The sequence below is a fragment of the Albibacterium bauzanense genome (genome assembly GCF_004339765.1).
Lineage (GTDB): Bacteria > Bacteroidota > Bacteroidia > Sphingobacteriales > Sphingobacteriaceae > Albibacterium > Albibacterium bauzanense.
This window is the reverse complement of record NZ_SMGO01000002.1, coordinates 1,019,217-1,033,479: the sequence shown is the minus strand read 5'-3', so window position 1 is coordinate 1,033,479 and position 14,263 is coordinate 1,019,217. Positions and strand designations below refer to the sequence as shown.

Sequence of the window (14,263 nt, the reverse complement as noted above, 5' to 3'; positions counted from 1 at the left end):
GGCATACTTCTATTTATTAGAAAGACTTTACTAATCTACATTGTCATGTAAGAAACTATTATTAGGTCTTATGCCACCCTCTTCATCATCTTTTGAAAGTGTAAATCTTGAAACATGTGATTCTGACGAATGCACTACATTATCCAATGACATTTGTTTACGACGAAAGGCAGGTTCGCTTTCAATCTCTTGTAAACCACTTGCAGACCTAAGCTTAATACCCAAATCCCTAAGGCGCAAAATACGCTCTTTTGCTTTTCTCAACTGTTCTTCTACAGACTCTTCGGTACGATTAGCATCAGGGTTAGAAACAGGCACATCAGGCGATGCACCAGAATATGAATCATCTTGTTTGTCAAATATTACTCTTTCTTCCGAAGCATATTCATCAGTAAGTTTAAAGTGAAACTCTGATTCACTTTCCTTTAAAACATACTCATCTTTAACATTTAACTCCTCTTCCTCTACTACTTCTTCTTCCTCAATCAGAGTATGACGAACTATTGGTTCCTTAGCTTCATACTCAGCTTTTGGATTATTTGATTTTTTTGAAAACGTGCTAAACAGATCAATAGGTTGAACCTTTACAGTTTCCTGTTTCTCAGCCGTTGTTTCAACCTCTACATTCTTCTGATCTTTTATTTCTTGCAGCTGAGATACTGGATTCATTTGATTAACCGGACGAACTAAAGGTGTTTCCTCAAAAGGAATCTCAACACGCTGATTTTCTTTTTCTTTTATCCGATCCTCTGAAGTCTGAAACCCTGTTGCAATAATTGTTACAGACAAATGATCTTCCAACGACTCGTCCACACAATTACCCCAAATAAGATCAGCAGTCATTCCTGCCTGGCTTTGAATATAATCGGTAATAATAGTCACTTCATCCATTGTTACTTCTTTCTTACCAGAAGTAATATTCAATAAAATATAACGAGCACCTTCTATCTCATTATCTTTTAATAAAGGTGAAGCCAAAGCTCCCTCAACGGCTTTCTGCGCACGATCCTCGCCCTCAGCTTTATCACTACCCATGATAGCTACTCCACTATCATTCATTACAGTTTTAACATCTTTAAAATCAACATTCACATAACCAGGTATTGTAATAATTTCAGCAATACCCTTGGCTGCTGTTGTTAAAATATCATCGGCCTTTGCAAATGCAGCACCCATTGTTAAGTTACCAAAAATCTCTCTCAAACGATCATTTGAAATAACCAGATACGAATCAACATATTTCTTCAATTCGGATAAACCTTCTTCAGCTTGCAAACGTCTTCTCTTACCTTCAAAAGTAAAAGGAGTGGTAACAATCGCAACTGTTAAAATACCCAACTCTCTTGCAGCCTTCGCTAAAACCGGACTCGCTCCTGTTCCTGTACCACCACCCATTCCAGCAGTAATAAACAACATCTTAGTATTAACGCCCAGCATGCGCTTAATATCTTCAATACTTTCTATAGCAGAGTTTTCACCCACATCAGGATCAGAACCAGCACCCATACCTTCTGTTAAACTGGTACCTAATTGAACTTTATTAGGTATCGGACTTAACTCAAGAGCTTGCGCATCTGTATTACAGATTATGAAATCCACACCACTAATTCCTTGCTTATACATATGGTTAACAGCGTTACCACCTCCACCTCCAACACCAATTACTTTTATAATCGATGATTGCTCTTTGATCATTTCGAATTTTAATTCTGCCATATCAATCCTTATTTAACTCTTGCTGAGCGATATAAATATTATTATTTTATTCAATTATTCTAATGTAATAATAAGGTTTTTCCACAAATGTTTTCCACAAATGTTCAAACTGTGGAAAAATTGGCAAATGTGGAAAATTACTTGGTATACTCCTTATCATCCACGTTTACATTGCTATCATCACTGATAAATTTAACTATACGATCTAAAAAACCGAAACGAGAACGTCCCCTTTCAGATATACCCACCACATCCAATTTACCAGGTTTTTCTTTTGAATCTGCATTGTATTCTGCAGCTTCAATCCCTTTAATTAACAATCCAATTCCAGTAGCATAAAGCGGGCTCTTTAGTTCATCAAAAACCTTCTTTGGTAATTCTTCATTTTTGGCCAAATGCTCATTTGGAAAACCTATACGGCAATCCAATCCCGTTACATATTCAACCAGTTGAACCAAGTGTTTTAATTGTGCACCGCCACCAGTGATTACGATTCCTCCAATTAATTTACGTTCATACCCAGACGATTTAATTTCATAGTAAACATGCTCGATGATCTCTTCCATTCTTGCTTGAATAATGTAAGCAAGATTCTTTACTGAAATTTCTTTATGATCTCTTCCTCTTAAACCAGGAACACTTATAATCTCATTATCGCGATTTTCATCAGCCAGAGCTGATCCAAATCTGATCTTTAAAAGCTCTGCTTGGTTTCTTAGAACAGAACAGCCTTGTTTAACATCTTCTGTTACAATATTCCCACCTAAAGGAATTACTGCAGTATGCCGAATAATTCCTTCATGGAAGATCGCTACATCTGTTGTACCGCCACCAATATCAACGAGCACCACACCAGCATCTTTCTCTGCTTCATCCAAAACAGCCTCTGACGATGCAAGAGGTTCTAATATAAGTTCTTGAGCTTCAAGATTGGCTTTAGCAACACATTTCTGAATATTCTTTACAGCACTTACATGACCAGATATGATATGAAAATTGGCTTCCATCCTTCTACCTGCCATACCAATAGGATCTTTAATTCCTGGCTCATTGTCAATCGTAAACTCTTGAGGTAAAACATGGATAATTTCTTCACCTGGAGGTAATACTAATTTATACATGTCTTCAACAAGCTGCTCAATGTCTTTGCGGTTTATTTCAGTATCATCCTTTCTGGTCAATATCCCGCGATGCTGCAAGCTTTTGATATGCTGACCGGCAATTCCAACATGAACAATATTTATATTCACATTCGATTGAACACTAGCCGCTTCAACGGCCTGTGTAATGCTGGAAACCGTCTTTTGAATATTAGCAACCATGCCCCTATTAACTCCTGAAGATTCGGCATAACCAACACCTAAAACTTCAATCTTATTGGTTCCACTACGTCTGCCAACCGTAACACAGATTTTTGTAGTGCCAATATCAAGTCCTACAACAATTGGTGTTTCATTATTGGTTGTAATTCTTTTTTCCATATCCCTATTAATTAATACTGTTATTAAGTAAATTTTCTTTTTTAGTACATACTAGCTGATTCGCGAAGCTCAGATTCACTGTTTTATAAACATCCCAACCAACGGTCGGTGCTATATGTTTATAGAACAATAATAATTTATTGAACTTAGTTTGTAACGAATCTGCATTTCCCAAGATGATCTGCTGTCCTCCAATCCGCGGAACCATCTCTATCTCCCTATTTGCATTCACATATAGCTGTTCTATCTGATCATTCCAAAGAGAATCGCTTTGAATAAACTCAGCTGTTTCAAATAATTCCATTAACAAAGCAGTTTGAACGCTATCAGTATTTGCTCCAAACCTCTCTTCTATATGGCCATTAGCTACCAAAACATTAGGTGCGTAGTGTTTAGACAATGGGAACTTCACTGCATTTTCATCTATATAAAAATCTTCACCTTGTGCATTAATAACACGCAAAGCAGCTATTCTTTGTTTAATATTAACAGTCATCATCCCATTCATATCAACATTCACCATAGCCTGTTCAATGAACGGTATTGCTTGTAAATCTTGCTCAATTTCATGAATAGGTAGCGATGTCAATGTTCTACCTACAATTTCACCATGTTTCTTCATTAATAACTGATCAATATCTTCACGAATAACAAAAGACTGCTCCCCAGGAATCAGAACGCGCAAGTCATTACAAACCAAACTATTACTCTTAATAGATATAAAGCTCATCAAAAAAATCAAACCGCTTAAGCAACCCAACCATAAAATGCTGAGAAATACCCTTCTCCACCTTATATTTTTTATCCAGCTAATCATTAGTCAAAATTTCTTTTATAGGTTTAACCAAACGATCAATATCTCCAGCGCCCACTGTTAGAATTAGTTCAGGACGCTCTTCTTTAATATATTTCAAAGCACCTTCAGGCGTTAATAAAACCTTATCAGACAAATCTATTTTATCAAGCAGCCATTCTGATGAAACACCTTCAATAGGTTTTTCTCTTGCCGGATATATAGGTAATAGAATTAATTTATCAATTCCATCAGAACTTAATACCTTAGCAAAATCGTCGGCAAAATCACGTGTTCTTGAGAATAAGTGAGGTTGAAATAAAACCGTCAATGTACGATCTGGATAAATACTTTTTACAGCCTCAAAACATGCCTCTAACTCTTTTGGATGATGGGCATAATCATCAATGTAAATACCATTCTCATTCTTTACAATATATTGAAAGCGGCGTTTTATGCCTCTAAAGCGAGCCAAAGCATTTTTAATTGCTTCATCAGGCACTCCACACACCTTCGCTGCTGCTATTGCTGCTACTGCATTACTAACATTATGCCTGCCTGGAATCCCTAATTGAATGTCCTTAATAATCTCTTCCCCATGATGGTAATCGAAGTGAAATTCACTTTCAATTATTCGGATATTAGATGCATATATATCTGTTCTTTTATCAATGCTATAAAACGAAGTAGCTGGCAGATCCAGGCCATCATAAATTATGCGGGTTCCGCCATCTTTAACTTGATCTATAAATAATTTAAATGAATCAATAAGATGTTGGTGATCTCCATATATATCTAAATGATCAGCGTCCATTGAGGTCACAATAGCAACATCTGGATGGAGCGTTAAAAATGAACGATCAAATTCGTCCGCTTCCACGACCATAATATTGCCTGAAGAAAATAGAACATTCGAATTATAGTTAATAGAAATACCACCTAGAAATGCCGAGCAATCAAAACCGCTGTCTTTTAGAATATGTGCAACAAGTGTAGAAGTAGTGGTTTTACCATGAGTACCAGCAATTGCAATTGTAAATTTACTAGAGCTTAAAAAGCCCAGAACTTCCGATCTTTTATGAAGAACATGTCCTGAGTTCTTGAAAGCCTGAACAATCTTCGAATCCGCAGGCACTGCAGGCGTATAAATTACAAGAGTTTCATCAATGTTTTTAATAAATATCTCAGGAATAAGATTTTCTGAATCCTCAAACACAATGCTTATTCCCTCAGCAATTAGCTCGCTTGTTAAAGGAGTCTCTGTCTTATCATAACCATTCACCAAATAACCAAGGTGATGAAAATAACGAGCAAGACCGCTCATTCCGATACCACCAATACCAATTAGATAAACATTTTTAATTCGATCGATATTCATTTTCAATTCTGTTCTGCTAATTTTAACACTTCATCTGCTATTACCTCATCAGCATTATAAATCGCCATTCGCATAATATTCAAAGCTAAATCTGTACAATGCACTTCGTTATTCAACAATTCTATAACTACATCTATCAAAAACTCCTGGGCATTATCATCTGTTACCACAACAGCGGCATCTTTATCAGCCAAAGCTCTTGCATTAATAGTTTGATGATCTTCTGCCACATTTGGAGAAGGAACCAAAACCACAGGCTTTCCAACAACACACAATTCAGCTATAGTCCCCGCACCAGCTCTTGAAATAATTACATCAGCTGCAGCATAAGCTAAATCCATGCGTTGCAAGAATGGAAACAACTTAATTTGATCTTCAGACCCTTGAAGAAGCTTGTTTTTAAACAGCTCATAATAGTAACTACCACATTGCCATATTAGTTGAAGATCGCGATCAATAATTTTATTGATTGCTCCAAAGGCACTATTATTTAAAGTCAAAGACCCTAAACTTCCTCCAGTCAATAAAATAGTCTTTCTCTTTGCTGATAAATTAAAAAACTCCAAGGCCTCTTCTCGCTTTCCTTGTATATCAACAGACTCCCTGCGTATCGGATTTCCGGTTAAAAGTATTTTATTAGCTGGAAAAAACTTATCCATATTTTCAAAGGCCACACATATCTTATTTGCCTTCTTGCTTAATTTTTTATTAGTGATACCAGCGTATGAATTTTGCTCCTGAATAATATAAGGGATATTCTGATTTCCTGCTGCATAAAGAAGCGGACCTGAAGCATACCCCCCTACACCAACTGCAACGTGCGGTTTAAAATCACTCAAGATTTTATTTGCTTTCCTCAGACTACCTAACAATTTAAAAGGCAAATTCCAATTTTTCAATAAAGACTTTCTATTAAATCCTTGAATATCTAAGCCAATAATTTTAAATCCACTCGCAGGAACCTTCTCCATCTCCATACGTCCCTGAGCTCCTACAAATAAAATCTCAGTATCAGGCGCAATCCGTTGTAAAGCACGTGCAATCGATACAGCCGGAAAGATATGTCCGCCTGTTCCACCTCCACTAATTACTATTCGTTTGCCTGTTTTCATAACCATTAACCCATTGCAGGAATCTCTCCCACAACTACTTTTTTATTAGATTCTAATTTTGCTTCTTCAATATTTCTACTAACACTCAATATAATTCCTAAAGCAACACTCGTAAAGAGTATAGAAGTTCCACCCATGCTCACTAATGGGAGCGGAACCCCTGTAACCGGACCTAAACCTACAGCAACAGCCATATTTGCTAAAGCTTGTATAGTTAAACTAAACCCTAAACCGGCAGCCAGCAAAGCACCGAATGCCTTCGGGCTTTGTGTTACAATCCTTATACATCGATACATAAAAACGATATATAAGGCAATCAGCACTATAGCTCCCAAAGCACCATATTCTTCTACGATTATTGCAAAAATAAAATCAGAATATGGATGAGGAAGCACATTTCTCTCTGTACTATTTCCAGGTCCCTTACCAAAGAAGCCTCCTGTAGCAATTGCTATCTTAGAGTGATCGGCCTGATAAGATTTATCAGGATCAGCCTCTCCACCATTCATGTAAGTATTAACCCTCGAAACATAAGTATCTCTTCGAGGACCCACAAAAATCACTAATAAAAGAAGCAATCCTCCTCCCACACAAACCAATGCGATTTGCTTTAAACTAATTCTGCCAATTATTAATAGTAGAATACTCACACCAAATAACATCAAGGCAGTCGATAAATTAGCCCATGCAATCAATACGAAGATGATACAAACAGAACCCATTACAGGAATAAAACTTTTCTTTACATCCTTGATATTACCCTGCTTTCGAGTTAACATTCTTGCCAGAAAAGTTATCAAAGCTAACTTTGCCAAATCCGAGGTCTGAAACGTCTGATTGATTACAGGGATCGTAACCCAACGATTAGCGTCATTAATGGTTTCTCCAAAAATCAATGTATATAACAAGATTGGAATGGTTACGATCATTAATATTTTTGAAATTCCGGCATAGTATCTATAATCAAGCAAATGTGAGAAATACATCAATGCAAAACCTCCAACGATCATAGAAGTGTGCTTTATAAGATATACCTCTGACCCTTTACTATTCTTATAAGCCAAGGTTCCTACTGAACTATAAACAGCAAGCATGGACCATATAGATAGAATAATTACAATTATCCATATCCACCGATCACCCTTTAATTTGCTAAATACTCTGTCTATCATTGTCCTAATATTAAATAATTCTACAATTCGCGAACCGCAGCTTTAAACTGATCTCCACGATCTTCATAATTTTTAAATAAATCAAAACTTGCACATGCAGGAGAAAGTAATACGGTATCTCCTTTTTTCGCTAAATGATATGCTAACGTAACGGCCTCTTTCATTGAGCTTGTATTTACAATCACATCCGTTTCATCATCAAATGCTTCATGAATGCGTGCATTATCCTTACCGATACAAACTATTGCACTTACCTTACTATGAATTAAATCCTTTAAAATATTGTAATCATTTCCTTTATCTACACCTCCCATAATCAAAACAACATTTGCAGGCATACTTTCTAAAGCATACCAAACAGAATTTACATTGGTTGCTTTAGAATCGTTTATGAAATTTATACCGGCAATCTGAGCAACATGCTCTAGCCGATGTGCAATATTTTGGTATTCCCCCATACTCTCACGAATAGATTCATTCCGGAGCTCTAATACTTTCGCCACAATACCTGAAGCCATATTATTATACACATTATGTTTCCCTTGTAGGGCCAGTTCATTTATTGACATAGCAAATGTAGGTTGGTTAGTAACTTTTATAATTATTGTACTATTTTCATCCAGGAAAGCACCTTCGCTTAGTATTTTCTGCTGACTAAACGGAATATAAGTTGCTTTACTTTTATATTTTCTTAATCCATTAAGGATTTCTTCATCGTCTATATCATAAATAAAGAAATCATCTTCGCGTTGATTCTGAATTATCTTAAACTTAGATTCAACGTAGTTCTCCATTTTATAGTCGTATCGATCCAAATGATCGGGTGTTATATTTAACAGCACTGCAAAATCAGCTTTCAATTGAGTCATATCATCAAGCATAAAACTGCTTATTTCCAGGACATAATAATCAAAACTCTCATTAGCTACTTGTAAGGCAAAACTTTTTCCAATATTGCCAGCTAAACCAACATTTAACCCGGCCTTCTGTAAAATAAACCAAGTCAAAGTAGCCGTAGTAGATTTTCCATTAGACCCAGTTATACAAATCAACTTTGCTAAAGTATATCGAGCTGCAAATTCAATCTCAGACAACACTTCGATACCTTTCTCTCTTACTTTTTTAACGATTGCAGCTTTCTGTGGAATACCAGGACTCTTTACAATTATATCTGCATTTAATACTCGGCCCTCCGTATGAGACCCTTCTTCAAATTCGATATTAAGGTCAATAAGCTGTTGTTTATAATCTTCAGCAATAAGCCCTGAATCCGACACAAATACATCATAACCTTTTTGTTTAGCAAGCACAGCTGCACCAACGCCGCTCTCTCCTGCTCCCAAAACGACCAATTTCTTCTCAGACTGCTCCATATGTTGTTGTTCACTTAACATAGTTTACCGAATCTTAAGAGTTACAATAGTTATGATCGCCAACAATATCCCAATAATCCAGAACCGGGTTACAATCTTAGATTCATGATAACCCTTCTTCTGAAAATGATGATGCAGAGGCGACATTAAAAAGATCCTGATTCCCTCTCCATACTTTCGCTTTGTATATTTGAAATAAGAAACCTGAACAATTACCGATACTAATTCAATAAGAAATACACCGCAGAGAACCGGAATCAATAATTCCTTCCGAATCATAATAGCGAAAGCTGCAATAATTCCGCCGATGGCCAAGCTACCCGTATCGCCCATAAAAACTTGAGCAGGATAAGAATTATACCAAAGGAAACCTACGCATGCTCCGACAAAGGCTCCCGCAAAAACAACGAGCTCTCCTGAATCAGGGATATACATTATATTTAAATATTCGGCGAAAATAGTATTACCCGAGACATAAGCGAGTATAGCGAGCGTTATACCGATTATAGCCGATATACCGGTAGCTAAACCATCAACTCCATCTGTAATATTGGCACCATTGGAGACCGCTGTAACAATAAAAACGACGACCACCAAAAATAAGGGAAACACAAATTTACCTGAAGGAACACCGAATATTGTAAGTACATTTCCATAATCAAACTCATTCTTCTTATAGAAAGGAAGATTGGTTTTCGTCGACTTTACATTCTCTGTATAATAACTCTGTCCGTTCGCCCCTACTTGTTCTTCTAGTTCCGACTGTGCTTCGATGGGAGTTTGACTAACCACTACTTTTTGTCGAACTAAAATATCAGGATGATATTGCATTGTACAGGCTATAATTATTCCCAATCCCACCTGTCCGATTATTTTAAATCTTCCTGCTAGACCTTCTTTATTCTTTCTAAATACTTTAATATAATCATCTAAGAATCCAATCGCTCCCATCCAAACCGTGGTTACCAACATCAGAATCACGTATATATTTTCAAGCTTGGCAAATAAAAGTGTAGGAATCAATATACCTCCCAGGATGATCAAACCTCCCATTGTTGGTGTACCTTGTTTTTGGCTTTCACCTACTAAACCAAGATTCCGAACAGTTTCTCCCACCTGTCTATTTTGTAACATTCGGATTAAACGCCCCCCATATACAGTTGTAATTATCAACGATAGAATCACAGCCATAGCCGTTCTAAACGAAATATAATTAAACAAACCACCCGCTGGGATGTGGACATATTGTTCGAGATACCTGAATAAATAGTATAGCATATATTTCGCCTATTATTGTTCCCTAAAAGTTTCCTTCAATACTTCTCTATCATCAAATGGGTGCTTAACTCCCATAATCTCTTGATAGGTTTCGTGACCTTTACCAGCTACTAAAATAATATCACCTTCCTGGGCCAAATGACAAGCAGCACGAATAGCCTCTCTTCGATCCGAAATCGTAAAAGACTTACGTTTCATATCCGCAGGAATTCCTGCTTCCATATTCTTAAGAATTACCAAGGGATCCTCACTACGAGGGTTATCAGAAGTCAAGATCACCTTATCACTTAAATCAACTGCCACCTTTGCCATAACCGCACGCTTACTTTTATCCCGATCTCCGCCACAGCCAACTACCGTAATTATCTGTACTTCATTCATTCGTAGCTGCCGAATAGTTAATAATACATTTTCTAATGCATCTGGTGTATGGGCATAATCAACAATAGCAACTTTACCATCAGCTGAAATCATAGTCTCAAATCTTCCTTCTGCCCCCTTTAAACGGCTCAAAACAGTAAGCACCTTTTTACTGTCTTGGTCCAACAGCATAGCAGTACTATACACTGCTAATATATTATGAGCATTAAATTCGCCAACAAGTTTTACCCAAACCTCTTCCTTATCAATGTTTAACAGCATTCCACTAAAATGACTTTCAATAATACGGGCATTATAATCTGCCAACGACTTTAATCCATAAGTTTTCTTGTAGGCCTTCGTGTTTTGCAACATAACCACCCCATTCTTATCATCAACATTGGTTAAAGCAAAAGCATTTTTAGGAAGTGTATCAAAAAACATTTTCTTTGCTTTAATATAATTATCAAAGGTTAAATGGAAATCGAGATGATCATGAGAGATATTAGTAAACAAGCCCCCTGTAAATTTCAAACCCGAGATACGATGTTGAACAATTGCATGTGAGCTAACCTCCATAAAACAATAATCACAACCATCCTCAACCATTTCATAAAGTAAAGCGTTCAAACTTATAGGATCCGGCGTAGTATGTGTTGATGGAATAATATGATCTCCAATCCTATTCTGCACCGTAGATAGCAACCCTGAATAATAACCTAAACCCTCAAACAACTGATATAAAAGAGTGGCTACTGTAGTCTTTCCATTCGTACCGGTCACACCAACCAGTTTAATCTTCTCCGAAGGTTTATCGTAATAATTATGAGCAATAACCCCTAATGCAAAAGCAGAATCAGCAACTAAACAATAGCTTATTGCTTTATTTAATTTAACCGGTAATTCTTGACAAACAATAACTTTCGCTCCTTTTTCAATTGCCTTCTCAATGTAACTATGACCATCTGTTTGAGTTCCTTTTACGGCAATAAATAAATCCCCTTTTGTAATCTTTCTTGAATCGAAATTAATTTGATTGATAGAAACATCTAACGATCCTTCTAACTGTAAAATCGTTACTCCTGTCAATATATTATTCAGCTTCTTCATTTCAGTTCAATTGAAATTAAAAGATTCTTTGCCAATTGCTCACCAGCTGCTAAAGATTGATTTACAACCTTACCTTTACCATTAACTGATACCTTAAATCCGGCATTACCCAAAACATGCAGCGCATCCTTCAGGCCCATACCAATTAGATCCGGCACCTTACCTATCTTAATATCCTTATCTTCAGATGGCGTTGTTTCAATCGCATTATTTCTGGTCACACCAAATTCTGCATATAAACGATTAATGGCTTCCTGTGAACCTCTCTTTGTCTCAGGCTGCACATTATTATTAGCCGACTTAAACGAATTATAACTCTGATACATAGAAATATCTCCCGCATAAACACGTTGAGCAATTTCATTAAATACCGGTCCGGCAACAGTAGCCGCATAATAACCATTCCGAGGGTTCTGTATCACTACAATCATCGAATACTTAGGATTACTTGCAGGAAAGTAACCTGCAAAAGAGGCTTGATATCTTACATTTCCACGATAGCCTAATGCTCCATCTGCCATTTGAGCTGTACCAGTCTTACCTGCAACTTTAAACAATGCATTTTTTGCTACAGTACCTGTTCCATGTTCAACTGTTCCTACCAACATCTCTTGCAATTTTTTAATGGTAGTAGCAGAAGCAATGCTTTCATCAATAACGCGTGCTTGATATCTTTCTATTGTATTCCCCAATCGACGAATTTCTCGCACGAAAAGAGGAGCTATCATTTTTCCATCATTAGCAACAGCATTATAAAAGGTTAACATCTGTAACGGAGTCATCAACAGCTCATAACCATAAGATATTTGTGTTAATGATAATTTGCTCCATGATTTTGACTCCGGTGTTTTAATTAACGGACTACCTTCACCTGGAAATTGCAAACCCAACTTTTCGTTCAAATGAAGTCTGCGCAAGTGTTTAGTAAACTCTGCCGGATTATCTTTATAATGTGTGTAAATAAGCTTTGTAATAGCCGTGTTAGACGAAACCTCAAAAGCTCTTTTAGCACTGATCTTTCCATAACCCCCATTATGAGAATCCCGAATAGTTTTACCAGCAACCCGGTAAGTACCATCTTCTGTATCTACAACTGTTCCCGTATCTATTTTCCCATCCTCAATTGCCACTAAAAATGAGGCTAATTTAAATGTTGAACCAGGTTCTGCACTTTGTGCAATTGCGTAATTAAATTTCTCTTGGTATACTCCTTCCGAAACTTTTGTATAATTAGCGACAGCACGGATTTCACCAGTTGCTACTTCCATTAAAATAACACAACCATTGTCAGCATTACTTTTAATCAATTGATTTTCCAGAGCTCGCTGTGCAACATCCTGCATCCCAATATCAATTGTCGAAATAATATCTGCACCATCAACAGGTGCAACATCCATATCTGGATTTACCGGCATCCAAACTCCTCCTGCAATACGTTGAACCAAACGCTTTCCTCCTTCACCATCAATATAATTTGCATATGCTCCTTCCAAACCTACCGGCTGAACATGCTCATTTTTATAACCAATCGTACGTTCAGCTAAGGTTTTAAAAGGTAAAATTCTTTTATTCTTCTGTTCTGCTATCATCCCACCCTTCATTATACCGAGATTAAAAATCGGGAACGCTCGCATTTTCTTCATTGATTGATAACTCACATCACGCTTTATAAGGAAATAACGATTCCGCTGAGTTCTTGCTGATCGTAATAAACGAGTATATTGAGCCGAAGATTTATCGCCAAAAAATGACGATAATGATCTAGCCAGAGAATCTACCTTCGAGTAAAAAACATCATCGTCTATGATACCCGGGGCAAGCAAATCCATTCGTATATCATATTCAGGAACTGATGTAGCTAACAAACTCCCATCTACTGAATATATATTACCACGGGCAGGTTCTATATCTACATAACGCGTGGATAAACTATCAGCCATAGCAGCCCATTTATCACCTTGAACCAATTGAATGATAAACATCTTATACAACACAGCTAACGCTATCACTACCATAATCCCGAAGGAAATATAGGCTCTTAGCAATATGTCAGTCCTAATATTCATGTCAACCAAGTATTTCTATTTCTTACTTTCTTTTTTTACAATAATCTTTCTCGGTGGTGCAACCAGCTCCATTAAACCCACCGTATCAACCTGTGCCAATATCTCAGACTGTGTACTCTTAAGCATTAAGTCTGCTTTTAAGGTTTTAAATTCCCAACTCAAAACCTTTACTTCTCCATTTAAGTTAGATATCTTACGTACAGTATTCTCTGCATAATGCCTGTTAGCGATATATACTATACCCAAAAAGGCAAAAAAGAGCAAAAAAGGAATACTATTTACCACTGTCACAGAAGACATCTTTCCACCAGTCAATACTTTATGTACAAACTCCTCAGTAGCCGATGCTTTCGCTTCAACAGAATCTTGCATTTCCTGTTGTGCTTTCTCACTCAATGGTTGTTTCTTATACGTATTCGCCATA

At 36.8% G+C, this 14,263-nt stretch carries 11 protein-coding genes; all 11 read right to left on the bottom strand.

The window, feature by feature from the left end; translation table 11 throughout:
• Positions 1-30: 30 nt before the first annotated feature.
• The 11 genes from ftsZ to C8N28_RS10475 all read right to left on the bottom strand — a co-directional run bounded on the left by ftsZ (position 31) and on the right by C8N28_RS10475 (position 14,262).
• On the bottom strand, positions 31-1,716 hold the full coding sequence (gene ftsZ, locus C8N28_RS10525) for a cell division protein FtsZ (protein WP_246012796.1): 1,686 nt from the start codon (positions 1,714-1,716) through the stop codon (positions 31-33).
• A gap of 137 nt (positions 1,717-1,853) precedes the next feature.
• Complete coding sequence (gene ftsA, locus C8N28_RS10520) at positions 1,854-3,197, bottom strand: cell division protein FtsA (RefSeq protein WP_132224589.1); 1,344 nt, start codon at positions 3,195-3,197, stop codon at positions 1,854-1,856.
• Between the two features lie 7 nt (positions 3,198-3,204).
• Positions 3,205-3,927 carry a cell division protein FtsQ gene (locus C8N28_RS10515; RefSeq protein ID WP_132224587.1) on the bottom strand — a complete coding sequence of 241 codons (723 nt, stop codon included), beginning with the start codon at positions 3,925-3,927 and terminating at the stop codon, positions 3,205-3,207.
• Between the two features lie 79 nt (positions 3,928-4,006).
• On the bottom strand, positions 4,007-5,368 hold the full coding sequence (murC, locus tag C8N28_RS10510; protein WP_132224585.1) for a UDP-N-acetylmuramate--L-alanine ligase: 1,362 nt from the start codon (positions 5,366-5,368) through the stop codon (positions 4,007-4,009).
• 2 nt (positions 5,369-5,370) lie between these two features.
• A complete protein-coding gene (gene murG / locus C8N28_RS10505) occupies positions 5,371-6,480 on the bottom strand; it encodes an undecaprenyldiphospho-muramoylpentapeptide beta-N-acetylglucosaminyltransferase (protein WP_317127333.1) in 1,110 nt (369 codons plus the stop codon).
• Between the two features lie 5 nt (positions 6,481-6,485).
• The gene (locus C8N28_RS10500; RefSeq protein ID WP_185140139.1) at positions 6,486-7,652 is read right to left on the bottom strand and encodes an FtsW/RodA/SpoVE family cell cycle protein; all 1,167 of its coding nucleotides are present in this window, start codon (positions 7,650-7,652) and stop codon (positions 6,486-6,488) included.
• A 20-nt stretch (positions 7,653-7,672) separates the two neighbouring features.
• Positions 7,673-9,046, bottom strand: a complete 1,374-nt coding sequence (murD, locus tag C8N28_RS10495; protein WP_132224581.1) for a UDP-N-acetylmuramoyl-L-alanine--D-glutamate ligase — start codon at positions 9,044-9,046, stop codon at positions 7,673-7,675.
• 3 nt (positions 9,047-9,049) lie between these two features.
• Positions 9,050-10,303: a phospho-N-acetylmuramoyl-pentapeptide-transferase gene (gene mraY, locus C8N28_RS10490; RefSeq protein WP_132224579.1), complete on the bottom strand. Its 1,254-nt coding sequence runs from the start codon at positions 10,301-10,303 to the stop codon at positions 9,050-9,052.
• Positions 10,304-10,315: 12 nt separating this feature from the next.
• Positions 10,316-11,773, bottom strand: a complete 1,458-nt coding sequence (locus C8N28_RS10485; RefSeq protein ID WP_132224577.1) for a UDP-N-acetylmuramoyl-L-alanyl-D-glutamate--2,6-diaminopimelate ligase — start codon at positions 11,771-11,773, stop codon at positions 10,316-10,318.
• The gene (locus C8N28_RS10480) at positions 11,770-13,839 is read right to left on the bottom strand and encodes a penicillin-binding protein (protein ID WP_132224575.1); all 2,070 of its coding nucleotides are present in this window, start codon (positions 13,837-13,839) and stop codon (positions 11,770-11,772) included. Before C8N28_RS10480 ends, C8N28_RS10485 begins: the two co-directional genes overlap by 4 nt.
• Before the next feature lie 15 nt (positions 13,840-13,854).
• On the bottom strand, positions 13,855-14,262 hold the full coding sequence (locus tag C8N28_RS10475) for an FtsL-like putative cell division protein (RefSeq protein WP_132224573.1): 408 nt from the start codon (positions 14,260-14,262) through the stop codon (positions 13,855-13,857).
• Between the last annotated feature and the right edge of the window lies 1 nt (position 14,263).

Excerpts from the sequence above, each read along its gene's own strand:
- murD (WP_132224581.1), bottom strand. The coding sequence starts at position 9,046 with ATGTTAAGTGAACAACAACATATGGAGCAGTCTGAGAAGAAATTGGTC.
- mraY (WP_132224579.1), bottom strand. The coding sequence starts at position 10,303 with ATGCTATACTATTTATTCAGGTATCTCGAACAATATGTCCACATCCCA.
- C8N28_RS10515 (WP_132224587.1), bottom strand. The coding sequence starts at position 3,927 with ATGAGCTTTATATCTATTAAGAGTAATAGTTTGGTTTGTAATGACTTG.
- ftsA (WP_132224589.1), bottom strand. The coding sequence starts at position 3,197 with ATGGAAAAAAGAATTACAACCAATAATGAAACACCAATTGTTGTAGGA.
- murC (WP_132224585.1), bottom strand. The coding sequence starts at position 5,368 with ATGAATATCGATCGAATTAAAAATGTTTATCTAATTGGTATTGGTGGT.
- ftsZ (WP_246012796.1), bottom strand. The coding sequence starts at position 1,716 with ATGGCAGAATTAAAATTCGAAATGATCAAAGAGCAATCATCGATTATA.
- murG (WP_317127333.1), bottom strand. The coding sequence starts at position 6,480 with ATGAAAACAGGCAAACGAATAGTAATTAGTGGAGGTGGAACAGGCGGA.
- C8N28_RS10485 (WP_132224577.1), bottom strand. The coding sequence starts at position 11,773 with ATGAAGAAGCTGAATAATATATTGACAGGAGTAACGATTTTACAGTTA.
- C8N28_RS10480 (WP_132224575.1), bottom strand. The coding sequence starts at position 13,839 with ATGAATATTAGGACTGACATATTGCTAAGAGCCTATATTTCCTTCGGG.
- C8N28_RS10500 (WP_185140139.1), bottom strand. The coding sequence starts at position 7,652 with ATGATAGACAGAGTATTTAGCAAATTAAAGGGTGATCGGTGGATATGG.
- C8N28_RS10475 (WP_132224573.1), bottom strand. The coding sequence starts at position 14,262 with ATGGCGAATACGTATAAGAAACAACCATTGAGTGAGAAAGCACAACAG.